This window comes from Sulfurihydrogenibium sp. (assembly GCF_028276765.1).
GTDB lineage: Bacteria > Aquificota > Aquificia > Aquificales > Hydrogenothermaceae > Sulfurihydrogenibium.
On record NZ_JAPYVU010000008.1, the window covers coordinates 1 to 25104 of the forward strand.

General features: G+C 33.2%; 30 protein-coding genes and 1 pseudogene. 12 read left to right on the forward strand and 19 right to left on the reverse strand.

From position 1 onward, the window contains the following. The 5 genes from Q0929_RS02210 to Q0929_RS02230 all read right to left on the reverse strand — a co-directional run. Positions 1-563 (reverse strand): molybdopterin-dependent oxidoreductase (locus Q0929_RS02210; RefSeq protein WP_299237960.1); only part of this gene is annotated, 563 nt, incomplete at its 3' end. Between the two features lie 22 nt (positions 564-585). Further along, positions 586-1077 carry a rhodanese-like domain-containing protein gene (locus tag Q0929_RS02215; protein ID WP_299237961.1) on the reverse strand — a complete coding sequence of 164 codons (492 nt, stop codon included), beginning with the start codon at positions 1075-1077 and terminating at the stop codon, positions 586-588. Then, positions 1074-1223, reverse strand: coding sequence for a hypothetical protein (locus tag Q0929_RS02220; RefSeq protein WP_007547309.1), 150 nt, complete (start codon positions 1221-1223; stop codon positions 1074-1076). The genes Q0929_RS02215 and Q0929_RS02220 overlap by 4 nt, the downstream gene beginning before the upstream one ends. 12 nt (positions 1224-1235) lie before the next feature. Further along, a complete protein-coding gene (locus tag Q0929_RS02225; RefSeq protein ID WP_299237962.1) occupies positions 1236-2357 on the reverse strand; it encodes a YeeE/YedE thiosulfate transporter family protein in 1122 nt (373 codons plus the stop codon). A gap of 58 nt (positions 2358-2415) precedes the next feature. Beyond that, on the reverse strand, positions 2416-3333 hold the full coding sequence (locus Q0929_RS02230; RefSeq protein WP_299237963.1) for a sulfurtransferase: 918 nt from the start codon (positions 3331-3333) through the stop codon (positions 2416-2418). 782 nt (positions 3334-4115) lie between these two features. Here Q0929_RS02230 and Q0929_RS02235 point away from each other — a divergent pair. Genes Q0929_RS02235 through truB form a run of 8 tightly spaced genes read left to right on the forward strand, consistent with a single transcriptional unit; the run spans position 4116 to position 10024 of the window. Beyond that, positions 4116-4325 carry a MoaD/ThiS family protein gene (locus Q0929_RS02235; RefSeq protein WP_299237964.1) on the forward strand — a complete coding sequence of 70 codons (210 nt, stop codon included), beginning with the start codon at positions 4116-4118 and terminating at the stop codon, positions 4323-4325. After that, positions 4322-5236 (forward strand): TIGR00269 family protein, encoded by a 915-nt coding sequence (locus Q0929_RS02240; protein ID WP_299237965.1) that lies wholly within the window; start codon positions 4322-4324, stop codon positions 5234-5236. The genes Q0929_RS02235 and Q0929_RS02240 overlap by 4 nt, the downstream gene beginning before the upstream one ends. Beyond that, on the forward strand, positions 5233-5898 hold the full coding sequence (rpe, locus tag Q0929_RS02245) for a ribulose-phosphate 3-epimerase (RefSeq protein ID WP_299237966.1): 666 nt from the start codon (positions 5233-5235) through the stop codon (positions 5896-5898). Before Q0929_RS02240 ends, rpe begins: the two co-directional genes overlap by 4 nt. Further along, positions 5886-6620 carry a DUF3298 and DUF4163 domain-containing protein gene (locus tag Q0929_RS02250; protein WP_299237967.1) on the forward strand — a complete coding sequence of 245 codons (735 nt, stop codon included), beginning with the start codon at positions 5886-5888 and terminating at the stop codon, positions 6618-6620. The genes rpe and Q0929_RS02250 overlap by 13 nt, the downstream gene beginning before the upstream one ends. 12 nt (positions 6621-6632) lie before the next feature. Next, on the forward strand, positions 6633-7166 hold the full coding sequence (gene def / locus Q0929_RS02255; protein ID WP_299237968.1) for a peptide deformylase: 534 nt from the start codon (positions 6633-6635) through the stop codon (positions 7164-7166). A 9-nt stretch (positions 7167-7175) separates the two neighbouring features. Then, the gene (gene lgt / locus Q0929_RS02260) at positions 7176-7958 is read left to right on the forward strand and encodes a prolipoprotein diacylglyceryl transferase (RefSeq protein WP_299237970.1); all 783 of its coding nucleotides are present in this window, start codon (positions 7176-7178) and stop codon (positions 7956-7958) included. Further along, positions 7942-9183 carry a folylpolyglutamate synthase/dihydrofolate synthase family protein gene (locus tag Q0929_RS02265; protein WP_299237971.1) on the forward strand — a complete coding sequence of 414 codons (1242 nt, stop codon included), beginning with the start codon at positions 7942-7944 and terminating at the stop codon, positions 9181-9183. Before lgt ends, Q0929_RS02265 begins: the two co-directional genes overlap by 17 nt. After that, entirely contained in the window at positions 9158-10024 is an 867-nt protein-coding gene (gene truB / locus Q0929_RS02270) for a tRNA pseudouridine(55) synthase TruB (RefSeq protein ID WP_299237972.1), read from the forward strand. Before Q0929_RS02265 ends, truB begins: the two co-directional genes overlap by 26 nt. 556 nt (positions 10025-10580) lie before the next feature. Here the strand turns inward: truB and Q0929_RS02275 are convergent. The 6 genes from Q0929_RS02275 to Q0929_RS02300 form a co-directional block, all read right to left on the reverse strand. Continuing rightward, entirely contained in the window at positions 10581-11258 is a 678-nt protein-coding gene (locus tag Q0929_RS02275; RefSeq protein ID WP_299237973.1) for a site-2 protease family protein, read from the reverse strand. Positions 11259-11757: 499 nt separating this feature from the next. Further along, positions 11758-13335 carry an alkaline phosphatase D family protein gene (locus Q0929_RS02280; RefSeq protein ID WP_299237974.1) on the reverse strand — a complete coding sequence of 526 codons (1578 nt, stop codon included), beginning with the start codon at positions 13333-13335 and terminating at the stop codon, positions 11758-11760. Positions 13336-13346: 11 nt separating this feature from the next. After that, positions 13347-14105, reverse strand: a complete 759-nt coding sequence (locus Q0929_RS02285; RefSeq protein WP_299237975.1) for an energy transducer TonB — start codon at positions 14103-14105, stop codon at positions 13347-13349. Further along, entirely contained in the window at positions 14102-14533 is a 432-nt protein-coding gene (locus tag Q0929_RS02290) for a biopolymer transporter ExbD (RefSeq protein ID WP_299228679.1), read from the reverse strand. The genes Q0929_RS02285 and Q0929_RS02290 overlap by 4 nt, the downstream gene beginning before the upstream one ends. Then, positions 14520-14957 (reverse strand): MotA/TolQ/ExbB proton channel family protein, encoded by a 438-nt coding sequence (locus tag Q0929_RS02295; protein WP_299237976.1) that lies wholly within the window; start codon positions 14955-14957, stop codon positions 14520-14522. Before Q0929_RS02295 ends, Q0929_RS02290 begins: the two co-directional genes overlap by 14 nt. Continuing rightward, positions 14958-17180, reverse strand: a complete 2223-nt coding sequence (locus Q0929_RS02300) for a TonB-dependent receptor (protein WP_299237977.1) — start codon at positions 17178-17180, stop codon at positions 14958-14960. Positions 17181-17380: 200 nt separating this feature from the next. Here Q0929_RS02300 and Q0929_RS02305 point away from each other — a divergent pair, with 200 nt between their 5' ends. Next, entirely contained in the window at positions 17381-17575 is a 195-nt protein-coding gene (locus tag Q0929_RS02305; protein WP_299237978.1) for a hypothetical protein, read from the forward strand. A gap of 414 nt (positions 17576-17989) precedes the next feature. Here Q0929_RS02305 and Q0929_RS02310 read toward each other — a convergent pair whose 3' ends face one another. The 4 genes from Q0929_RS02310 to rpsP (Q0929_RS02325) all read right to left on the reverse strand — a co-directional run bounded on the left by Q0929_RS02310 (position 17990) and on the right by rpsP (Q0929_RS02325) (position 19521). After that, entirely contained in the window at positions 17990-18229 is a 240-nt protein-coding gene (locus Q0929_RS02310; protein WP_012459845.1) for a KH domain-containing protein, read from the reverse strand. A gap of 11 nt (positions 18230-18240) precedes the next feature. Beyond that, positions 18241-18483 carry a 30S ribosomal protein S16 gene (rpsP, locus tag Q0929_RS02315; RefSeq protein WP_299237979.1) on the reverse strand — a complete coding sequence of 81 codons (243 nt, stop codon included), beginning with the start codon at positions 18481-18483 and terminating at the stop codon, positions 18241-18243. Between the two features lie 544 nt (positions 18484-19027). Beyond that, positions 19028-19267, reverse strand: a complete 240-nt coding sequence (locus tag Q0929_RS02320) for a KH domain-containing protein (RefSeq protein ID WP_012459845.1) — start codon at positions 19265-19267, stop codon at positions 19028-19030. 11 nt (positions 19268-19278) lie between these two features. After that, on the reverse strand, positions 19279-19521 hold the full coding sequence (gene rpsP, locus Q0929_RS02325; protein ID WP_299237979.1) for a 30S ribosomal protein S16: 243 nt from the start codon (positions 19519-19521) through the stop codon (positions 19279-19281). A 686-nt stretch (positions 19522-20207) separates the two neighbouring features. Here rpsP (Q0929_RS02325) and Q0929_RS02330 point away from each other — a divergent pair. From Q0929_RS02330 to Q0929_RS02340, 3 genes are all read left to right on the forward strand, one after another. Continuing rightward, positions 20208-21689 carry an AAA family ATPase gene (locus Q0929_RS02330; protein ID WP_299237980.1) on the forward strand — a complete coding sequence of 494 codons (1482 nt, stop codon included), beginning with the start codon at positions 20208-20210 and terminating at the stop codon, positions 21687-21689. An 80-nt stretch (positions 21690-21769) separates the two neighbouring features. After that, positions 21770-22612: a hypothetical protein gene (locus Q0929_RS02335; RefSeq protein ID WP_299237981.1), complete on the forward strand. Its 843-nt coding sequence runs from the start codon at positions 21770-21772 to the stop codon at positions 22610-22612. A 37-nt stretch (positions 22613-22649) separates the two neighbouring features. After that, entirely contained in the window at positions 22650-22925 is a 276-nt protein-coding gene (locus Q0929_RS02340; RefSeq protein WP_299237982.1) for a hypothetical protein, read from the forward strand. 88 nt (positions 22926-23013) lie between these two features. Here the strand turns inward: Q0929_RS02340 and Q0929_RS02345 are convergent, their stop codons facing one another. From Q0929_RS02345 to Q0929_RS02360, 4 genes and pseudogenes are all read right to left on the reverse strand, one after another. Then, positions 23014-23829, reverse strand: coding sequence for a hypothetical protein (locus tag Q0929_RS02345; RefSeq protein WP_299237983.1), 816 nt, complete (start codon positions 23827-23829; stop codon positions 23014-23016). A gap of 58 nt (positions 23830-23887) precedes the next feature. Then, positions 23888-24280, reverse strand: coding sequence for a hypothetical protein (locus tag Q0929_RS02350; protein WP_299237984.1), 393 nt, complete (start codon positions 24278-24280; stop codon positions 23888-23890). An 11-nt stretch (positions 24281-24291) separates the two neighbouring features. Further along, a pseudogene (locus tag Q0929_RS02355) lies at positions 24292-24672 on the reverse strand (IS200/IS605 family accessory protein TnpB-related protein); the annotation flags it as partial. 50 nt (positions 24673-24722) lie between these two features. Next, positions 24723-25100, reverse strand: a complete 378-nt coding sequence (locus tag Q0929_RS02360; RefSeq protein WP_299237985.1) for a hypothetical protein — start codon at positions 25098-25100, stop codon at positions 24723-24725. Positions 25101-25104: the final 4 nt, after the last annotated feature.

The following is a 25104-nucleotide window of genomic DNA, read 5'->3' on the forward strand; positions in this document are numbered from 1 at the left end:
GCTGCTCTTGCCTCTGTAAGCATACCGGCACCAACGTGGATGTAGTTTCCAGCTGGTCCTTTTGTAAGCATAGTTTCATAAATTCTTGTTGCAACTTCTGTTATTGCTTCATCCCAGGATATTCTTTTCCACTTTCCTTCTCCTCTTTCTCCAACTCTTTTCATTGGATAGAGGATTCTGTCTTTTTCATACATTACTTGAGAGTGTTGAACGCCTTTATTACATCCCCTTGGGTTAGCATCAGGAATTTTTGGGTTGATTTGTGGATAGTTAGCTGCTTGGTTTTCTCTTGTAACTATACCGTTTTGAACCCAAACATCCCAAGCACAGTTTCCTTGACAATTTACACAGTGATAAGCAGTACCGTGCTCTTCTTTCTTTCCATAAGTATATGCAAACTCTCTTCTGTACATATTTTCAACAAAAGAGCTGTTTGGATAAGATGCTCTTGGGTCATCTACTACAACAGCTTTAGCTTTAGCAAAAGCTTCGCTTGACCCAAGACCTAAAGCTCCACCTGCTACTGACATTACTTTTAAAAAGTCCCTTCTTGAGATCGCCATCTAAAAACCTCCTATGGTATTTTTATAAACAACCGCCACCGCCACCTGCTTTTGGTGGAGTGTATTCGCCAGATTCATCCGGTAATCCAGCATCCTGCCATGCCTTCATACCACCGGCAAGGTTTTGAACGTTTGTAAATTTAGATGCACATTTTTTAAACATCTCCTGATTTCCATCTGTAGAAACAATTACAGTATAAACATACGGATTAATTCTTTTTAATGCTTCTTTTAGGTTTTCAGTTGTCATTTTAGATTCATCACAGTTTGGAAATGGTAATGCACCGGGTATTCTCGAGTCTTCATAGCCACCAACTTCATCGCTTGAAGTTAACTCTCTTACGTCTATAATTTGTACCTTAATTTTTGGATTTGAAAGTTTTTTATAAAGCTCTTCTGCGGTTATAGGTATTTGCTTTTTAAGTTCAACTTCTTTCTTACCAAGTGTAAAAAGAACGAATGCTAAAACTAAGATGACTACTATATATACGCTTCTTTCAATTTTAGGGTTCATTGCTGGTTGCCTCCGTTAGCAGGTTGTTGCTGACTTACTTGTGAAAGCTGTTTTTCTAAATTATCAACTTTTCCTTTAACTCCGAAGGTTGCAACTATTAAAACTATAATTGCAATCCAAAATAAAAGTCTTTCTGTCATGCTCATTTTTCTCACCTCTTAGTCGTATACTTCTTCTGATGCTTTTTTAGCTTCAATAAATCTTGACCATCTTCCCATGTAAATAAGGTTTGCTGTTAAAACTCCAACTATGAAGTAGGTTCCAGACATAACCATGCTACCGATAGATAAGGTTGGATATGCTGATAAGAATGCTCCGGTTGTACATCCACCGCCGATTAACGCACCAATCGCCAAGAACATTCCAGCAAAGAAAACAAGGATCATTCTTACCCATGGCATAGGTGCAACTTGAGCAAAAGCTGGTGGAACTGGGTCAAATTTGAATTTACCAGAGATGATTGCAGCTAAAAATGCTCCCGGTAATACACCAATGATTAAACCTGCATGCCAAATAATACCTTCTGTTACTTTAGGAACAACGTTTGATAATGGATGTCCAAGAGAATCTGCAACCCATCCAACTAAAGCAAGTAAAGCACCAGAAAATCCAAGATATTCGCCCTGAGCTGTTGCCCATGCAATTATAGAACCTGCCGCAACTCCACCTAACGCCCAATGCCACTCATCTCTTATAAAATTTAGACTAAATTTTTCTTGATAGAACTTTTTAGCCGGGTCTACATAATCAGCTATTAATGCAAAAATTAAGAATAACACACCCCATACAACAGCTAAAGGTCCATAAGATACGCCTAAAACACCATATAATGTAAGGTCTTGTTTGTTTCCGAGAATACCGGCTTCAACCAATGACGGCTGTATTGCGTTGTAGATTAAAACGCCAATAATTAAGCCAATAACACCCGCCGCTGATATAAACTTACCAGCCCCTACCCTTGCAACGCAAGTTCCAGGACAAAAACCGGCAGAAGCCATAGCTATCCCAAACATAATACCACCTATAATATGAGCAACACCCATGTAAGGCATTATTCTTGGAATTAAATTTGTACTTTCTGCAAACCCGAGAATATCAGCTAATCCATAAATGATAGAAGCAGTTGCTATCCCTGTAAAGGCAAACTTCATTATTTTTAAATCTCTAAGTAAAAGCATACCCTCAACTCTTGAATATCTAACCGCCCCTACTTTGAATAAAACGATACCAAAAAGCATTCCTGTTATTATTCCCATGATTAAATGATGTGAATGTTCCATGATACTAACCTCCTTGAAAAATATGTGAAGCCGGCATAGAGCCGGCTTGATTGACTAATTATTGTTCGATTGGTAAAGATTTATCGTTACCCCATTCGTCCCAAGAACCAACGTAAACCTTAGCTTTTGGATATCCAGCTAATTTTAAAGCGGCATATACGAACGAACCTCTACCTAAGCCTACGTGACAGTAAGTAATAACAGTTTTATCCGGAGTAATTCCAGCTTTTTCAAGTTGTTTTTTAATTTGGTCAACCGGTTTGAATAATGGCTTGTCAGGTTCACCGTTAGGGTTTCCTGCAACTTTTTTCCATTCGAAGAACTTAGCTCCAGGTATATGACCACCTCTTTCAACCTGCTTGTGCTTTCCAGGAGCTTCTAATGCTTCTAACAATGTTTTTCCTGTGTATTCTTCAAATCTTCTTGCATCAAGGATAACGTAATTTGGATCTTTAGAAGCTTTTAAAACCTCATCTTTTGTAGCGAGAATTTCTTTTCTAACTTTAACAGTAAACTTTCCAGGAGCTGGTTTTTTAGCCGGTCCTGTTTCTACCGGTAAACCTTTTGCTTTCCAAGTAGCAAATCCACCGTCTAACATTTGAACGTTGTCTACACCGTATAAGTATAAGAAGAACCATACACCAGAAGCGTTTGGACCTTTACCATCGTCATAAGCTATAACGTGAGAGTTGTTGCTGATACCAAGTTCGCTGATAACCTTTTGTGCGTTTTTCTCGCACATTGGAAGACCGCCACACTTTTTAATATCTTCTAAGTAGTGAAGGTCGTGAGCGTACGCGTTAACAGACCCAGGAATGTGACCTTGTGCGAATACTTTTGGGTCGTCTCCGTTTACAAATACTGCCTTTCCAACCAAGTCTTTTGCTTGGTCTACTGAGATAACTAAGTCAGTCGCTTTTGATGATGCTGATACTGCAAGTAAACCTGCTGCTGCGAGTGTTAAAACTTTTTTCATCTGAAAACCTCCTATAAAATTAATAGTATTCAGATATTAATATCTCATTATTCGTGCTTGGTTGTCAAATACTAACCAAAGACCTATTCTTTCGAAGTCTTAATTTATTATATAATCAAAAATCGTGCCAATTGTTAAGAAATTTTAATAATTAAATCCGTTATCTTTCGTTTAATTAGTAAGTATTAACTTATTCGATTATTTGAATATAAGCATATTTCAAAATGAAATATAATATTTCAAAATGAAATACATTTCTTTTTCCTTAAATACAAGATAAAACAACGTTAAAGGTGTTCCAAAATTTTCGTAAATTTAACTTTTCTTTGTCATCCTAAGGACGCAAGTCGGAAGGATCTCCTTTTTTGATTTTTTGACTTGAAAAGAAAAAACACGAGATTCTTCGCTTCGCTCAGAATGACAACACAATAGCCCCTACTCTTACCTTGTCATCCTGAGGTCGTGGCCGAAGGATCTTCTTTTTAAATTTTATAAAAATCGCTAATTTTTCATCCATGGATTAAGTTATAATAAATTATTTTAAAAATCATACGTCGGGTGAGAAATTCATTAAAAACATGAGATTCTTCGCCGGCTGCAGAATGACGAATAAGGTTATCCTTCCTTTAACACTTATTAATCAACCTTTTCCTTGTCATCCTGAGGCCTTAAGGCCGAAGGATCTCATTTTTAAATTCTATAAAAACCGCTAATTTCTCACCCAAGGTATGGATTAAGTTATAATAAATTATTTTAAAAATCATCAGTAGGAGTCTTAAAACTTGAAAATAACAGTTGAGTACAGAAACAACAAAATAGAGCTTGAGTTTGAAAGCAGTAAAGTGAAAGCAAAAGATATTCTAAAAAAGTTGAATCTATCAAGGGATTATGCTTTTGTAGTTAAAAATGATGAAATAGTTGATTTAGATGAGTATATTACACAGTCAGATAAAGTTAAAGTTATCAATGCAATTTCTGGAGGAAAGTTTTGAGAAAATGTTATAAATGTGATAAAAAAGCACAGATTTATCTTCCACAGCATAGATTAGCATTCTGTAAAGACCACTATTTAGAATGGTTTGATAGCAGAGTTGAAAAAACAATCAAAGAATTTAAAATGTTTGATAAAAACAGTAAAATTTTAGTAGCTGTATCAGGTGGTAAAGATAGTTTGTCTTTATGGAATGCTCTTGTAAAGCTTGGATACAACGTAGATGGTTTTTATATAAATCTTGGAATAGGAGATTATTCTCAAAAATCTAAGGAATTAGCTTTAAAATTTACAGAAAAGATAGGAAAAACTCTTCATATTGTTGAGCTTAAAGATGAGATAGCAACCATTCCGGAGATGAAAACATACGACAACAGACCAGCCTGCTCTATCTGTGGAACGATTAAAAGATACTTTATGAACAAAAAAGCCAAAGAGCTTGGATATGACATAATAGCAACAGGCCATAACTTGGACGATGAAGCAGCGGTTTTATTTTCCAATACTTTAAATTGGAGCGTTGAATACTTAAAAAGACAGTATCCTGTATTAAAAGAAGAAAACGGATTTATAAGAAAAGTAAAGCCTTTATGTAAAATATCAGAGAAAGAAAGCGCCATGTATGCTATTTTATCAGGCATTGAGTACATAGAAGAAGAATGTCCATACTCAGTGGGAGCAACTTCTATTGACTATAAATTATTTTTATCACAGCTTGAAGAAAAAAGTCCAGGCACAAAATTAAGATTTTATTCAGAATTTTTAAGAAAAATGTATCCGATCCTTCAAAGTTATGAAGAAAAAGTAGAGCTTGGAAGATGTGAAATCTGCGGAGAGCCGTCTATGAATAGAATTTGTTCATATTGCAGTTTAAAGATGAAACTACAAGCAAAAAAGGAGAAAACTGTATGAAACTATTGGCACCATCTATTTTATCAGCAGATTTTTCTATTCTTGGACAGCAAATAAAAGACGTAGAAGAAGCAGGAGCTGATATAATTCATTTGGATATAATGGATGGTCGCTACGTTCCAAACATAACATTTGGACCACCTGTGGTTGAATCTATCAGGAAAATAACAGACCTGCCATTTGATGCACATCTTATGATAGTTGAGCCGGAAAAATACATACCGGATTTTATAAAAGCGGGAGTAAATATGATATCTTTTCACATGGACGCAACCATACATGCTCATAGAGTTGTTGATATGATTAAATCTAACGATGTAAAAGCCGGAGTAGTTTTAAATCCAGCAACGCCTGTAAACACTTTAGAAGAAATTATTCATTATATAGATTATGTTCTTATTATGTCGGTCAATCCGGGATTTGGTGGTCAAAAGTTTATTCCACAAACAGCAGAAAAGGTTAAAAAATTAAAACTACTGATGGAAGAGACAAACAGAACAGATATATTAATCGAAATAGACGGCGGAGTTAATCAAGAAAATATAAACTATTTATCCATGCTTGGAGTAAATATTTTCGTAGCCGGAAATGCTGTATTTAAAGGAAATATTAAAGAGAATGTTATTAATTTAAAAAGGAAGATGTTAGGATGTGTAATTTAAAGAGAATGGCTTTATTAATCTTGATTTTATCAAGCTTATTGGTAGGATGTCAAAAAGAAGCAAGTAAAAGTGATGTGGGAAACAAACAGGAAGTTAAAAGAAACGATGAAGTTGTATTTACTTTTAAAAGTGTAAAAGAAGACAATGGTGATTTGAATGTTAAATATCCAGTTTTTGAAGGAGAGGCTTTTAAGGATGTAAACGATTTTATAGATAAGGAAGTTAAAAAATTCATCAATGACTACCATGATGTAAAAAAAGATGCAAAAGAAGACAACATAGAACCATTTTATCATATAAGTATGGCAGCTTATTTAATAGATAACGATATAGTAAATCTGAAAGAAAGTCTATCTATTTACCAGGGCGGAGCACATGGATCTGCAGATGAAATTTGGACAGTATTCATAAAAGACGAAAATCAAAAAAAGTACGTTCAGATTAGGCTATCTGATATTATAAATTTAAACGGTAAATGCGAAAAAGATTTGAGACAAGCAATATATGAAGAATTAAAGAGACAAAATGCGTCATCATCAAAAGATGTATTAAAACAAGATTTAGCTTTAGATAATTTCTATTTAGACCAATATGCCATAGTATTTGTCTTTAATCCATATGAAGTAGGATCATTTGCAGAAGGGATTTATAAAGCTGAAATACCGTACAATTCTCTTCCTTGTATTAAAAATAATAGCATAACCAAAAAAATTTTAGACTAACAAGGAGCTAAAATGGATTATAAAATCAGAACATGGCCAGACCCAATTTTAAAAGAGCCAACAAAAGAAGTAGATTTTTTTGATGAAAAATTACAAGAGTATATAAATAAAATGTGGGAATTTATGTATAAAGAAGAAGGTGTTGGACTTGCTGCAAATCAAATTGGCATTCCATATCAAATTTTAGTTATCGATACGTCTTTAAGAGAAAACAGAAGCGAAGAAGAGACAGAACCACCGGTAAAGATGGTTTTGATAAATCCAAAAATTGTTGAAAAAGAAGGAGAAGTTCAATCAACGGAAGGATGCTTAAGCTTTCCGGGTGTGCGAATTACAATTCCAAGAGCAAAAAGGGTTAAAGTAGTAGGTAAAAATGAAAAAGGTGAAGATGTAGAAATAGAAAGCTCAGAGTTTTTAGCTATCGTACTTCAGCATGAGATAGACCATCTAAACGGCATTCCATTTATAAATTATCTTTCACCATTAAAAAGAAAGCTTGTGTTAGATAAATACTTAAAATCTTTGAAAGAGCTTGAAAAAGCTTAAGGAGAGATTATGTTTCCAGACTTAATCAGTATTGGTGGTATCACTATACATACATACGGCGTTTTGACGGCTATTGGTCTTATAGTTGGTTTTTATGTTGGACTTTATCATGCTAAAAAAGAAGGTATTAACGAAAAAGATTACGAAAATGCCTTTATTCTTACAGTCTTAAGTGGTATTGTAGGAGCAAGAATTGCTTACATAATAGAGCATAAAGAAGATTTTGGTTCATTTTTAGATTTTTTCGCAATTTGGAATGGTGGAATTGATTGGTTTGGCGGTTTTTTAGGTGGTTTAGCAGCAGCTATATTGTATTTAAAATATAAAAACATATCAATATTAAAAGTTGGTGATGTGGCGGGTGTTTCTATACCAATAGGACACTTTTTTGGAAGGCTTGGATGCACATCTGCAGGTTGTTGCTATGGAAAACCAGTTCCACCAGATTCACCTTTAAGAGATATTGCAATCATTTTTCCAAATGACCCACATTGTTTAGCACCAAAAGGCATACCACTTTATCCAACTCAGCCAGCGGAAGCAATAGGAAATCTCTTAATCTTTGCCATTTTATTTTATACATACAGAAAAAAGACATTTGACGGACAGATTTTATCTTTGTATCTTATACTTTATGGATTTTTAAGATTCTTATTAGAATTTTGGAGAGGAGTAACGCCGCCTTTGCCATACATTGGTTTAACTTGGAATCAGATAATCACTTTATCGATGGTATTAGCAGGAATAACTTTATTTTTCTACATGAAGAAAAAATATGCAAAATCTGTATAACCTTTTTCAAAAAAAAGTATTTAACATTGAGCCAGGATTAGAAAGGATAAAGTCAGCGTTAAAAGAACTTAGCTATCCGGAGAAAAATTTTAAATCCATTCTTGTAGCAGGAACAAACGGTAAAGGTTCAACGTCAGCATACTTGGAGAGTCTATTTAGACACTATGGCTACAAAACAGGATTGTTTACATCTCCGCATCTGATAAGAGAAAATGAAAGATGGCAGATAGACAGAAAAGAGATCGACGATAAAAAATTACAAAATTACATCAATGAACTAAAACCAATCATAGAAAAATGCAATCTTACATATTTTGAAGCATGCACACTTTTAGCTTTTAAATACTTTTCTGATGAAAAGGTAGATATTGCAGTTGTAGAGGTTGGTCTTGGTGGAAGGTGGGACTCGACAAATGTTTTAGAGCCGGAGATTTCAGTCATTACAAACGTATCCTTTGACCATATGCACATGCTCGGAAACACGCTTTTAGATATAGCATTTGAAAAAACAGGCATTACAAGACAAGATAAACCGGCTGTAGTAGGAAGAAACCAGCCAGAAATCATCCATTGGCTTAAAGAAAGAAAGATAAAAGAGTATTACATCAAAGATATAGACTACTTTGTAAAAGAGATAGATTTTAATAAATACGACTATAGATTTAAAGAGTATATCTTTGAAAATTTAGAAATATTAATGCTTGGAAAAAGGCAGATAGAAAATTCAAGCTTAGCGTTAACAACTTTCCTGCTATTTTTAGACAAGAACAACCAACCGGTTGTTGAAAACATAATCAGAAAAGCACTCTACAATACAAAATGGAAAGGAAGAATGGAAATTATCAGCAAAAATCCTTTTATCATAATTGACGGAGCACATAATGAAGAAGGGCTTATAAAAACATTTCAAGAAATAAAGGAAATCTTTCCAAATAAAAAGATTTTCACTATCTTCTCATTCATGAAAGATAAAGACACAGAAAAAATGATAAATATAATCAAGCAAAATAGTGATTTCTACATAGCTACAACAATGCCATTTTCAAGAGCAATGACAGCAGAAGATTTTAAAAATGTTGGTATTAAAAATGTAAAAGAAAATCATTTAGAAGCAGTTAAAGAGCTTAAAAACAGTGTAGATAAAGATACAATAATATTAATCACAGGTTCGTTATACTTAATAGGAGAGACCTTAAAAGATGGATGGAATACTTTTAGTAAATAAACCAAAGTTTATAACTTCAAACGATTTGGTGATAAAGATAAAGAAGCATCTTAATCAAAAAATGGGTCACACAGGCACGCTTGATTATGCAGCATCGGGTTTGATGGTTTTAACAGTAGGACAAGGAACAAAAATAACACAGTATTTACAAAAGCTTGACAAACAGTATATAGCAGAGGGAAAACTTGGAGAAATTACAGACACATACGATAGCCAAGGTAAGATAATAGAGACAAAACCTGTTGAGATTGATGAAGAAAGGTTAAAAGAGATAATTTTTTCTTTTGTAGGAGAATACTATCAGACACCACCGCCGTATTCATCAAAAAGGATAGGTGGAACAAGGGCTTACAAACTTGCAAAAAAAGGAGTAGAAGTTCAGCTAAAACCTGTATTAATAAAAATATACAGCATAGAAATCTTAGAGATAAATCTACCATACTTTAAAATAAAAGTTGACTGTTCTTCAGGTACTTATATTAGAAGCTTAATAAAGGATATTGGAGACAAAGCAGGCTGCGGAGCTTACATGACAGATTTAATTAGAACTAAAATAGGACAGTTTGATTTAAAAGATGCTTTATCGTTTGAAGAAATATTAAAGAAAAATCCAAATGAGATAAAGCTAATCAGTCTAAAAGATGCATTATACTTCTTACCAGAAATTAAACTAAATCAAGATTATGAAAAAAGATTTAAACATGGACAAAAATTAAAAATTGACTGTATAGAATCAAAAGATATAAAGGTTTTAAATGAAAAGCAAGAGCTAATAGGTATAGGAGAGATAATAGACTGTATTTTAAAGCCAAAGATAGTTTTGGTTAGAAGTGAGAATTAACAAGCATTTTTAAACTTTACCCAGAGAATGCTCTAAAATTTTTGGAAAATTACTTTTTAAAATGTTCTAAAATTCTATTAAGCTTACCTTTCGGTGCCGGGCTTGAAAGACAAAAACCTGAACCCAAATGTAATAACGTTCTTCAAATATATTTCGTACAATACGTCGAGTGAAAAATTCAACAAAAACATGAGATTCTTCGCCGGCTACAGAATGATGATTTGTATTTTTGGAACACTTTCTGCCATGAAGTTGACATCGAGAATTTGCATTTTTTTATTTTTTTTCGGCATTGATGAACGATAGAGGCTTGTTCTTAAAATAAGAAGTTGAGCATGTTTTAATTTTTTCGAGTTTTGGAATGATTATGTATATATAACTTTGTCTTTTTCCTGTTATCTTTATGGCTCTGCTCCGGAGCCTCTCCTCTTTTAAGAAGAAAAGACGAGGAAGTGAGAAATATGTGTAAGAAAGAAAGAAGATTCTTCGTTGTAGCTGCAGAATAACAATCAAAAGCTAACTAATTTTTAGACTTAGTCAAATTTGAAAGCATTCTTTATTGAATTAAAATACTAATCAAATAACTGTATATAGGAAATATTATTTTACTTAGAACACCTGACATTAAAAGCAGGATTAAAATAAAAAACCCATATTGCTCGTATGGTGCAACTTTTTCATACATATGATTAGGTAATAAGTTTAATAAAATATGTCCGCCATCTAATGGTGGAATTGGTAGTAAATTAAATATTCCAATAATAAGATTTGTCATCACAGCATACTTAAAGAAAATAATCAAAGGAACAACAATAGCTTCAATCAGATTACTAGGCATAAAAGATGCTAAGAATGTTAAAAATCCTTCGTTTCTAAATATCCAGTAGAAAAGACTAAAAATAATTGCAAGAAGAAAGTTAGCTCCTGGTCCGGCAAAAGATGTAATTACCAAACCTTGCCTAAAATTAACTTTTCTGAAGTTATATGGATTTATCGGAACAGGTTTTGCCCAGCCAAACAAAAACGGAGAATTAATCAAAATCAAAAGTCCTGGAACTAATAAAGAGCCAAATATATCAATATGAGGTATTGGATTTAAAGTTAACCTTCCTTCTAATTTTGCGGTATTATCTCCCAGCTTATAAGCAACATACCCATGAGCCACTTCATGAAAGATAACTGCAGTAAGTAAAGCCGGTATCATAAAAATAACATCAACTATATTAAAGCTCATAAACAACCTCGTTAAATTTAGTTAGATACTAATTTTATCATAATCTATCTCGGATAAGAAATTAGCGGTTTTTATAAAATTTAAAAATGAGATCCTTCGGCCTTGGAATTGACAGAGTAAGGTTGATTGATAAGCATTAAAGGAAGTATAACCTTAGATATCTAAGCAAAGCCAAGCAGGAAAGCAATCATTATGAAGTTTAGGAGGAAGTATTTACTCAGTTGGACGCTCGCTCATCTCTGTCCCATGTTGCATTGCTACCTGAACATCGAGAAGATTACAATTTTGTAATGTTCTGTCCAATAATCGGTCTCCGGGATAAGAAACGACAAGGATCCAATGAAAACTTGAGTCTGGTATTGTTAAGTTTGACTTTAGAGTAAATATAAAGAGCCCCCTATCCAAGACATAGAACATCCTGAGGCTGTAAGTCGAAGAATCTATTTTTGAATTTTACAAAAACGCCAATTTCTCATCCGTAGTATTTGTTAACAATTTTTTAAACTTTCGCTAATCCCTTTCCAGGAATATACTGATAAGTCGCTGCTATTTCTTTATCTGAGTCTTTTTTATATTTGTTAACGCTTACTATTTGACACTTAGCAGATGATTTATCTATATCTAAAATAGAATATCCCCATACTCTATGGCTTAAATACTTTGTCCATGGGTTTTGTTTTATTTCTAACTGGGCATATTCGTCAGCATCTTTAACTCCGTAATCTTTCCACCAGTTGGCTTCTGCTGCAGAGATCGAGGATACTGCAGGCGTCATAAACTCTACTCCTACGATTTTCTCATAATTTTCTTTAAATTCTGTAGGTATTTCTGCAATCAAGCCGGCGTGTCTATCTCCTGTAAGGGCTACAAATTTGTTTATGTTATTTTTGTTTAAAAATTCTATTATCTCTTGTCTTTCTTTTATATATCCATCCCAAGCATCTAAGGAGCCATAAAGTCCATTTATTTTTCCTTGTACAAATTGAACTTCATTAGCTACTATTTTCCAACTATTTCCTTGTTTTAGCTTTTCATAAAACCAGAATTTTTGATTTTCTCCAAGCATTGAGGTTTTATACTGGTCTTCACAACCTGAAGATGCGTATCTTTTATCGCAAGGTTGCGGAGTTCTGTAAGACCTTTCATCTAAGCAAATCAAATGTGCTAATTCTCCAATTTTGAAATCTCTATAAATGGTAATCCATTCCAAAGGATTTTGAGCGTTAAGGTTTAATTTAGCCCTTGAAGGTGTGTAAAAATGCCATGCCAATATTGCAGCTTTTCTTAGGTTAAGGACTTTTTCCCTGTCATTTTCAAAAGGATGTTTTGGAAGTTTATAAAACCCTTTTTCGTAGTCAAATGAGTAATCGTTTGCATATTCATGGTCATCCCAGATATAGATAAATGGATGCATTGCTCTTGCAAGCTGATAATCTTTGTCTGATAAGTATGTTGTATATAGATATTTATAATCTTCTAAATCAAGTGCGATGCTATGACCTGATGGAAAAGCTAAATCTCTGCCTGGAACTCTTGCTTTGCCATAAATTCTCTCGTAGATTTGGTCTCCAAGATGCAGGATAAATCCTACATCTTCATTGGCTAAGTGTCTGTAGGCTGTAAAATATCCATCGGCGTAGTTTTGACAGGTAACAAATCCCATTCTGTAATTTTCAACATTTCCTGCCGGCAGAGTTTTAAACCTACCTATCATTGAAGGCACATCTGCATAGGAAAATCTGTAATAGTAAGTATTTCCTGGTTTTAGATTGTCTATTGTTAATCTGATTGTGTAGTCTCTTTCTTTTATAATCTTATCTCCGGGTATTTTTATGACTGATGATTCTTTCATCTCTGGACTTTGTGATATCTCTAATATAAGGTCTTTGTTTAATTTACTGTGAATATTGGGATTGATTCTTGTCCATAGTATAATGCCGTCTTGTGTTGGGTCTGCGCTTGCAATTCCAAGGTCAAAAATTTCTACTGCATCGCCCGCCAATACTTCTAAGTTATGTGTAAGTAAATACAAGGTTGATAATGATAAGCTTATAAACTCTCTTCTGTTTAAAAGCATTTTACTTCTCCTTAGTTTAGTTTGTATTCTATCTCTAAATTTAGCGTTATAGACTTTCCTTCCGGTGGTGGAGGAAATTTTAAGCTCTTTAAAAGCTTTAAAGTTTCTCTATCCAAGATGTTACTGTCGCTTGACCTAACAAGTGATACATCTTTAACATTACCATCTTCATCTATTGTAAATCTTACTAAAACAGTCCCCTCTTCTTCCTTTCTTTTTGCTTCTTCTGGGTATCGTTTTTTGGATTCTATGATTTTTCTAACAGTTGCATAATAATGGTTAATTTCTGATTGGTCAGGTTTTTTTGGTGGTGGAGGTGGTGGCGAAGGTAGCTCTTCATGCTTTGGTGGCGGAGGTGGCGGTTCTGGTTTTTTTATTTCTGGTGGTTTTTCTACGATTTCTGGTTTTTTAAAATCTTGTTTTGGCTCTTCTTTTATTGGCTCTATTGGTTTATTCTCTGTCTTAACTTCTTGCTTTACTTCTTGCTTTACTTCAGGTTTTTGTTTTTCTATTGGTTCTTTGTGCTTAACAATCTGTTTTAGCTTATGAATTTCTTTTTTAACTTCTTTTGTAATCTGTTTTTTTGGTTGCTCGGGTCTCTTAATTTCCGGTTTTTCTTTCGGAAACTCAACTATTTCTATGATGGTAGGTGGTTTTGGTGGCTCGTGAAGTTTAATATTAAAAAGTAGATAAGTTCCATAGGCTGATAAGGAAGAAAAAAGCAAAGAAAGAATAAATGAAACTGGTTTTTTATCATCAGAAAATTTCATTTCTTTTCACCGGCGATAGATATTTTTGTTATTTTGTTTTCTTTAAGAGTGTCTATTGCTACCATCAGTGATTGGGCTGTTGCGTCTTTGTCTGGAATTAGAATAACTATAGCTTCTTCCGGAGATTTAACTGTTTTAAGGTACTGTTTTAAAGCTTCTACTCCTGTTCCAAATTTTTCTGTTTTAATATTTCCTTCTTTGTCTATATATACTTTCAAAGGTTCTTGAATTTGGTTTTGTTCTACTGTCGAAGATGTAGGGAGTTTAATGTTTTGATACAACATAGGCAGTACATTAAGAGTATAAAGAATGAAAAAGGTGAGTAGAAATAGCATAACATCTATCATAGGAATTATTTGAATTTCTTCCTTTTCGTTCTCCTGCTCTTCAAGGAGGTAAAGCAATGAAAGCTTTTTATGTTTGTTCATTCAAAACCTCCATCAATATCTTGCTTTTAATATCCTCTTTCTTTTCTTGGATTTTGGAATTAAAGAATTTAAACCATAGATAAAACCATAATGATAATGCTATCCCTATTGCAGTTGCAACAAGGGCTAATCCAATTGCGGCGCTTATTTCTCCGGCTCCTGATACACCTTTTTTACCAAGCTCTTGGAAAGCTATGATAAGACCTATTACAGTTCCTAAGAGTCCAAGCAGTGGTGATGTAGTAGCTGCAAAATCTAAAAACCATAATCCTTTTTTAAAATCTTTAGCCCAGTGGAGGGCATCCACCGGGTTAGCATTTCCACTTGGTTTTTTTATCATGAAAAATTTTTGAAATATGATAAAGTTTCCATAAACAAAAACAATAAACATTAGCAGAAAGACTGCTGATTTAATCTCAACCATTTAAAACCTCCCGTTGATTCCAAAAGATATCGTGAATGGTGCTCCTGCATAGTAAGTACCTGATGCTGTCCCTGGGCTTATTCTACCTACGTATTTTTGATTTGTTAGGTTAATTACATCCATATAAAGGTCAAAGTGTTTATAAATCTTTCTTGTAGCTGATAGGTTTACGATTGTGTAGTTATCAACTTTTTCTGTATTTGTGAAATTACCATATCTTGAACCTATAAACTGGATGCTTGGAGAGACTTTAAAATCATGCACATCAAAACGAGAGCCTAATTTGACCATATATCTTGGAGTGTCTGGGACGCTTTTGTCTTTAATGTCATATCTTGTACTTCCATCATAGAAAGAGTCATCTTTGAATTTAGCTTCGTTGTATGAGAAGGATGCGTAAATGTTAGTTTTTGGCATAGGATTTGCTCCCACTTCTAACTCAAACCCTTTAGCATCTACTTTTCCGGCGTTTCTAATGTATAGTAAAGTTGGGTTAGTTGGGTCAGCAACTCTGATTAGTCTGTTTTTGTATCTTACAATATATGCTGTTGGAGCAATGTAAAACTTATCGTAAGTTAATCTTGCACCTATATCATAGCTATCTGACTCTTCAGGCTTTAGTTGGTCAGCTACAAATTGCGCTGAACTGCTTGTTGGTATAGTTCCCAGAAAATTCTGAGGTACTCTAAAGTTCTTAGCATAAGAAGCATAAAGATATAGATTGTCTAAAACGCTAAATCCTAATCCAAAATTAGGTAAAGTTTTTTTGTATGTTTTTTCGTATGATGTAGTTTGATTTTTGCTTAATCTTGGGTCGTCGTAAACACCATCCTCTGGATAATAAGGCAGTCCAGTCGTACTATAATCGTTAAACTTTCTTTTAATGCTTGCAAATCTAAAGCCGAGATTAAAATCTAATTTACCTAAAAGCTCTTTTGATTCAAATGAAACGTAAGGAGTATTTGTTGTTGTCTTTGTCCTTTGAATGTAGTTGTATCTAAAGGATGCAGAATTATTCAATGTGTAAGTTCCATCTGAATTTATATCTACCCGTCTTGATGGTTGCCATTGTTTTAAGTCTGCGTATTCATACCAGTATCCTAAGAAAAATTTAGAATTATGCGGTAAATCCACCTTTAACTCAGTTGTAAATCCAGGTCTATCTGTATAGTTAAAAGATTCTTTAAAGAAAACATAGTAATTAGATCCAATTTTACTAGATGTTGCACTCGTTCCACTTCCTCTACCAACCCACATGTAAGGTTTGAAATTAAGGGATATTTTGTCTGTAAAGTTAAGATTAAAGATGGCTCTATATTGCTGGTTTGTATAAGGGTTTTGATAGAATTCATAGTAAAGTGTGTTATTGGTAGTATTACCTGGGATTAATTTATTAGTATAATCTCTACTTCTAAAAATGTTTCCGTCTTTGGTTTCTGCGTATGTAAACCCTCTGTAGAAATAGTTTAATTGAACGTTTCTGTCATAGTAAAATTCATAATCAAGAATTCCGATTGTTTGTGCTATTCCTAAGGTATAGTGGTCTCTGTACTGAGGTGCACCACCAGGTCCTTTCCATTTATCAGCTTCTGTGTGAGAGTAAGAGAAGAATATTTTTGGAAGATTCTTGTTTCCAAATAAATATCCAGTGTCTAATCTATAAAATACTCTCTTAAAGTTATAAGAACCAAATTTTAGACCAAATGAGTTTGTAAACTTGCTTCTTGGTGGAGCAGTTCTAACTTTTAAAGCACCGCCAATTTCTGTATAGAAAGGAGACCTTTTGTTTACAGAACCTCTTGTAATAGTTATAGTCTCAAGATTTTCTACATCTGCATACTCATGAGGATAAAGGGCAAAATTTCCTGAGTCGTTTAGTGGCATATCATCAATAGTTACTCCAATTTGAGAATTTTCAAAACCTCTTATTCTTATGGTACCACCACCAAGTCCATATGCATCATCAGTTTGAACGTTTACAGATGGAGTAAGTTCAATAGCCTTAAAGATGTTAACCGAACCAGCTCCGGCTCTTGTTTGAATCTCTTCTTTTTTTACTGTTGTTTCAGTAGCCGGTACATTTTTCTTGATTTCAATCGGAAGTTCTTTTTCTAAGCCTGTTTGGTCTTCGACTCTAACTTTTAAAGTTGCTTCTTGTGCATAAACAAAACTACCACTTACCATAGCAGCATAAAAAAGTGCTAAAGCCTTTTTTCTTTTCACAGCATTTCCTCCTCTTTGATTTAATTTTTGTCTATTTTATAGATAGAGTTTTAAGATTTAATAAAAGAATGGTTAAAATTATTTAAGTTTCTAATAAGTTTCTAAAAAGATAACATTTAAAAATCTTAACTTTATTTTCATAAAACTTTTACAGTTCTGTGTTAACTTTATAATCAATTATTGACTCCGGAGATGTAAAAATGAATAAAGAAGAATTGATCAAGAAAGTTGCAGAAAAGATCTATCACATTACTGGCAAAGATGATTCAAGAACTGTCCAAAACTGGATTGACGCTGAAGAAATAGTGAATATGATTCTTGAAGATTGCAAAAAAGAAGAAAAAACAGAAGAAAAGCCTAAGAGAGGAAGAAAAACTAAAAAAGCAGGAAGTTAGATAATTCACTTTTTTCGTATTCGTTGCGTGAAAAATTAAAAAATTATGAGATCTTTATTTGTTTTAAAAATTTATCACCCTTTAATACCTTCGCGAATACCTTCTGATTAAAAATTAGTGATTTTTATAGAATTCAGGAATAGATCTTTTGGACTTACGTCTTCAGAATGATAGCAAAAATGAAAGTATTAGCGGTTTTTATTGAATTTAAAAATGAGATCCTTCAGCCTTAATGCCTTAGGATGACAGAGAAAGCAAAAGTATGTTAACGATTGCCTTATTTGTCATTCTGCAGCCGACAAAGAATCTCTTAGTTTTATTGATTTATTCACTCTGACGTATCATTTAAGGAGATTAAAGATATTAAAGATATTCAGACTATAGAGGGTCCTTTTAGACCCTCAAACATTTTTTTTATTCTAAAATTTCAAGGACAGCTTTTTTATTTTCTTTTCTTGCAACTGAAGCTAAGATTACTCTCATCGCTCTTGCTGTTCTACCTTGTTTACCGATAACTTTTCCAAGGTCTTCTGGAGCAACTTTTAATTCAATAACTGTTACTTTTTCTCCTTCAATTTCTTTTACTTCAACTTTTTCTGGATGGTCAACGATAGCTTTTGCCATTTGCTCAACGATTTCCGTAAGTTTGCTCATATACATCCTCCTTATGCGTTAGTATTTAATCCAAAAGCTTTGAGAATTTTTAGCGCTCTTTCAGAAGGCTGTGCACCTTTTTTTATCCATTCTAAAGCCTTTTCTACATTAATATTTCCAGTTTTTAATATTGGATCATAGGTTCCAATATAGTCGATTGCTTTAGTTTCTCTTGGTTTTTTGCTATCTACTACAATCATTCTGTAAACTGGATGCTTTTTTCTACCTGCTCTTGATAATCTTATTCTAACCAAAAAATAAACCTCCTCTAAAAAGAATTTAGTTAAAAATTATATCATATTTTTTGATTTCATTTTATGTATAATTCTCTGCAGTATTTGTTAAACCTTATTGCTGATAATGCTGCCTGTAAAATATCTTTCTTGCATAGGATTTCCATTTTCTTTATTTTGCCACTTTTCTTTACACATGCTGCACTCTCCTGCTATAAAGTATGAATCAGCTTTATCTGTTTGACTCTTGTCATTTAGCTTCCGTAAACTTCTTTATTGAAAAAGGCAATGACAAAAACTTGATCTATCCTTCCTTTTTCTCTCATGTCTGCAATTATTATAAAACTTATTCTCTTAAGGCTTAAAAATTTTTGGTATACTTAATATACGACGATGACAGAGAAAGTAAAAGCATGTTAACAATTACCTTATTTGTCATTCTGCAGCCGACAAAGAATCTCTTAGTTTTATTGATTTATTCACTCTGACGTATCATTTAAGGAGATTAAAGATATTAAAGATATTCAGACTATAGAGGGTCCTTTTAGACCCTCAAACATTTTTTTTATTCTAAAATTTCAAGGACAGCTTTTTTATTTTCTTTTCTTGCAACTGAAGCTAAGATTACTCTCATCGCTCTTGCTGTTCTACCTTGTTTACCGATAACTTTTCCAAGGTCTTCTGGAGCAACTTTTAATTCAATAACTGTTACTTTTTCTCCTTCAATTTCTTTTACTTCAACTTTTTCTGGATGGTCAACGATAGCTTTTGCCATTTGCTCAACGATTTCCGTAAGTTTGCTCATATACATCCTCCTTATGCGTTAGTATTTAATCCAAAAGCTTTGAGAATTTTTAGCGCTCTTTCAGAAGGCTGTGCACCTTTTTTTATCCATTCTAAAGCCTTTTCTACATTAATATTTCCAGTTTTTAATATTGGATCATAGGTTCCAATATAGTCGATTGCTTTAGTTTCTCTTGGTTTTTTGCTATCTACTACAATCATTCTGTAAACTGGATGCTTTTTTCTACCTGCTCTTGATAATCTTATTCTAACCAAAAAATAAACCTCCTCTAAAAAGAATTTAGTTAAAAATTATATCATATTTTTTGATTTCATTTTATGTATAATTCTCTGCAGTATTTGTTAAACCTTATTGCTGATAATGCTGCCTGTAAAATATCTTTCTTGCATAGGATTTCCATTTTCTTTATTTTGCCACTTTTCTTTACACATGCTGCACTCTCCTGCTATAAAGTATGAATCAGCTTTATCTGTTTGACTCTTGTCATTTAGCTTCCGTAAACTTCTTTATTGAAAAAGGCAATGACAAAAACTTGATCTATCCTTCCTTTTTCTCTCATGTCTGCAATTATTATAAAACTTATTCTCTTAAGGCTTAAAAATTTTTGGTATACTTAATATACGACGATGACAGAGAAAGTAAAAGCATGTTAACAATTACCTTATTTGTCATTCTGCAGCCGGCGAAGAATTCCTACTTTTATTAGATTTCTCACCCGACGTGATGTAAACTTGAGTCAGATTTATTAAAGTGAATGAGTGAATAAAGAAGAGATAATAAAGTTAAACGATATATCAGGAGTACGTTGCTGTATATAGAGCGTTAAAGAGATTAAACAAGGTAGAGAAATTACTTTTAAGCGTTGTGGATTTAATACGTGAGACGTGAAACGTGAGACGTGAGACGTTAAAGCGTTCAACGTTAAAGGAGGGAAATAGACATGTACTACTATGACGAAGAAGCAGCTAATAGAGCACGTGCTAAAGCTATTTTATTCATCCTTAGCATTCCTATTTTAATCGTGATTGGTGAATCACTTTTTCTTTTGTCAATGCCTGGAGTTGCTTTTGCTTTATTAGGCGTTCAGTATGGATATGAAGCATTGGGTTTAAACGTTAGCCATTCAGTCATAATCGGCACTTTCCTATTCCTTCTCTTCCTAACCATGTTTCTTACAGCTTTTATAATATTCAAACGCATTCGTAAAGATAAAACATACAAAAGAATATTAAGGATATTAGAAATTTTTATTGTTTTAACAGGCATTTACTTCGGACATAAATCTTCAGACTCAAATGATGACGGTTATCTACTCTTAATCGGTGCTCTTCTGCCTTTCATCTTCCTATACATCTCTCTTAGAATTCTAAGAATATTCAGACGTAGCAACAGCACATACGAAAGAGCATTAGAGAAGTTGCAACTTTTCAACCAAACAGGAGACAGAAAATACCTTTTAACACCTGAAGAATCTAACGCTATCTTACAAAAGGCAAGGGAAAGAAGAATAAAAGAAGGAATTTCATTAAATCAACCAACAAACACACCATCTCCCGTTCAACGTTCAACGTCCAACGTCCAACGTTTAGAATTAGATGTAGATGACTTAGAAAAATACTTAAAAGAGAAAATCGTAGGTCAAGATGATGCTATTAAGATGCTAACAGACGGGATTTATCAGCAAGCAAAAGCAGGAAATCAAAACTTTGGCTCATATCTATTTGTAGGACAAACAGGTGTAGGTAAAACTGAAACTGCAAAGGCGTTGGCTGAGTATTTAAAGCCTTACGGATATGCATTCTATAGATTTGATATGAATAACTTTACAGAAGCTCATACTGCTTCAACGCTTCTTGGTGCTCCAAAGGGATATATTGGCTCTGAAGAAGGTGGATTGCTTCCAAGAAAGCTTCTTGAAAATCCAAGGGCTGTAATACTGTTTGACGAGATAGAAAAAGCTCATCCGTCTCTTTACAGAATCTTTATGACGCTTATAGATGAAGGATACGTGCAAGAAGTAACTACAGGAATGAGAGTTCCTGCTAAAAACTCTATATTCATCTTTACCTCTAACCTATATCAAGAGACCATATCTGCCATTATGTCTTCTGATAAAGATGAGATAGAGAAAGAGATGCTAATATTAGATGTCTTGACAGGCAAAATACAGCCACTACCTACTGACTATATATACACAGACCAATACGGCATGCCATTTAAATTCCCTGCTGAATTTGTAGCAAGAATAACTAAAGTAGTGCCATTTAGAAAACTAAGCTACCAAGACTTAGAAAAAATTGCCATTAAAATAGTAGGAGATAAAGATAAAGCAGTAAGACTTACAAAAGAGCTGTATCCGTTGGCTGAAAAGTATGGAGTTAGAGTGTTTGTTAAGAAGCTTAGAGAGAGAGTGTATAATTGAGTAAGAGTGATTTCAGATAAGTTCAAATTTTGGTGTAATATAAATAATAAGGAGAAGTTAAATAAGGGAGGAATGATAAGATGATGATTACAAAACACCCGTACTTATTTTGTGGAACGTTTGATGAAAATCCACTGTATTACCTATTCTTTAGCGAAAGTGGAGAGTTTGATGACGGCTTTGTTTATCCAATAAAGGCACAGATAGTTCCGTTGAAGTTTGAAGACGGTCCAAATGATCCGGTAGGGTCTAAAAGAAAGATAGAACTTTTGACATTCATAGCCAACATTAACATCATACTCTCATACAGACATAATAAGTGGTTTAAAGAAAATATAAACACGCCTGCATCTCTTGAATCAAAGTCGGTAGTGCATTACAAAATCTTTTGGAACAGGGATAACATTGAGATATTAGAAGACTTGGGAGAGCATGCAGAAGCTATAGACCGTCTTTTTGCGAAGAAAGGAGAGATACTCAAAAGACTTAAAATCTCTCAAGAAGAATACGATAAATATTATCCTTTAGCAAGGGAGTATGTAATGTACTTAAGAAAAAGACATATGGAAGATAAAACAAAAATTCACGAACGTTTTTATGATTTGGAGATGGCCAGATATTTAAGTTCCTTCTATATCTACAACGAAAACGGACATCCATTGATAGATAGATATGTTAAAGACCACCATAAGATGTCTAAGTATCCACATTACTTACATTATTTCTTCCAAGATGGTTTATATTATCCTTCATATGAAGCATGGGCAATTCCTTCAAGAAGGCTTGGAATACCTGAAAGTCTCATTATAGAGAAATACATTGAATATGCTAATAAACATACTCCTCCTGAGCTTGAGCCATTTAAGATGATTGCCTTTGAAGAAATGAGAAAATGGGGGGCTTATTTAAAAGTTATCAATTGATTTTAATATTTTAATACTTAAATGGAGGTATGTCGTCATGAGAAAGATAATTCTTCAAGACGTGGAAGCAGAAAAAGAAGAGATAAGAAGAGAGCTTAACATTAAGGAAGATAAGGAAGTAAGAAATAATCAGGCAACTTCCCAGCCACAGCAACAATACTATCAACAATACTATCAGCAACCACAACAACAAAACCCATTTCAAACAGACACAAAGTACGAGTTTATGTTAATTGCAATGAACCCAATTGTTGGTTTCATGTATCAGATATTTAAAGGATTGGCTTGGTTGATTTCAGGTAATAAAAGGTGAGGAAGTAAGGTAAAAGTTGTGGGATGATAAAGGAATCTTCTTTCTTTTACTAAATTTCTCATCCCAGATGTATATTTTTTAATTTTTCTTATTTCTTTCCACGCCTTTTTTCTAATTCCATATTTTCTTTTTCTACAAGCTTAAAAAGTATTTCAAGCAGTCTCCTTCTTACGGTTTTAAGTGCTTTTACTTTATATATCCAGTGATATGTTATATATTTATTCAAATCTTTTAGTTTTTCATCCTTGTGTGTTATTTTGTATAGGTTTACTATTTCTATCGGTCTATATATTGTGTCTATTTTATCATCTCCTTCTTTCGATGCTTCTTTTAACTTTTCTGAAATCTCTTGCAGACTTATATCATGAACCGTTAAACTTTCTTTTTCTTCTGTGTTTTTGTTGACATTGTTCAGAAATTTTCGTTTCTTTTCTATTTCTTGATTTAAGAGTTCTATATCGTTTCTGATTGCTACTTTTAATCTCATAGCATGTCCTATCGCATCTTCTAATGTTTTATGAATATCCAATTCTACTACATCTTTGATTAGGTCCTGTTTTAGTATCTCTATGCTTTCTATTGTTTCCGGTGAAAAATATTTTGTGTTTTTAAATACTATGATTAGATTGTATTTAAGTATGTCTGTATATTGTTTTATTTTGTCAAACTCATCTTCTTCTATTTCTATTTTTGAGTCTATTTCTTTTAAGGTTGATATTACAAACCCTACAAAGTCTTTCTCTGCTTGGATAAATTTTTGAATATTTTGTAGTTGGTTTTTTTCTTTTTTCATTTTAACTATAGAGAGAATAAATTCCATGAAAGCTTTTTTGCTTTTTATTAAACCTATTGCTTCTTCTTCTACTTTTGATGGGTCTTTTAGGAATTTAATATGCTCTCTCATTAGGCTTAATGATTGCAATGCTTGGAATAGGATGAAAGTTCCAAATTTTTCAAAGTTTTTAGGTTCTTTTTCTAAGATTTTTTCCCACCTTTTTTTTAGTTTTATTTAGGTATTCTCCAAAAATCTTTAACCTTTCTTTATCTTCAATAAACTTATCCAATGTTATATTTTTATCTAAACTTTCTTTCTTTTTTATCTCTTCAAATGTTTTATTTATAAGCTTATCCACTTCAAGCTCAAACAAATAGCCTTCTGCCATTTCTTTCGAAAGCTTTTCTAACTCTCTTTTGTCTATATTGATGCTGTAGCTATCGAAAATAGACAGTATCTCTTTTGATAGAGCTTCTACATCTTGTCTTTGAATGTCTGATGGAAATATTATTGGTCTGGTTCCTTCTCTATGCTCTTCATACATTTGTGCTAATTTTGATAATAAATCTTTTTTGTTCATTCTTAACCTGGTCAGCCAAACTGTACAAAATTCGCACAGCTTGGGTTGGGGTATTTGTATTCCGCCATTTCAGACACTTCCGTCCCCCAACAGGCGGTATTTTGGAAGTGTCCTATTAGCCACTACTATCCAATCCTTTGAAATTATAACACGTTTCAAGCAGAAAGCTAAGGCTATGGAAAGAACTTGCCAACTTTTATGTCTGATTGCAGGCAAACGTCTCATCTGCTGCTTCCGTTGTCTGACAGGTTGTTGGGTAGCTGTCTTACTCTTTCCACTTTCTGAACGTGAGACGTGAGAAGTGAGACGTGTTTTTGTAATGTTTTTAAGTTTTTTCTTAGTTTTGCTAATGTGCTTTTTAGTTTATTTCTCTTGTATTCGTAAGACTGTTTCAAAAATCCAAACTGTCATTCTGAGCGTCAGCGAAGAATCTCTTTTTTCATCAATTTTTAAAATTAGCTAAAAGTTCTAAAGAGTTTTGATTCAAAATTACTATAATTGCAATCAAAATGATAACCGCAATTCTTAAGTCTTTCTTGAATTCCAGTCTTGTTATTTCAATTTCTTTCCTAACAACATCAATCTCTTTCTTAAATTCAACTTCCATTGTTTTCATTTCTTGTCTTAGCAACTCAATATCGTACTTAGAAGCAAGTTCTTTTTTAAGGTCTTCTGAAATAGAGATTTTTAATTTTTCTTCAAAAGACTCTAAGGATTCATTAATAGATTTTTGGAGTATTTCAACGGCTTTTTTAGCATCTTCTTTTCCAAGCACTTTTTCAAACATTTGATATACTTCAAGTGGTATTCCATATGCCATAAGT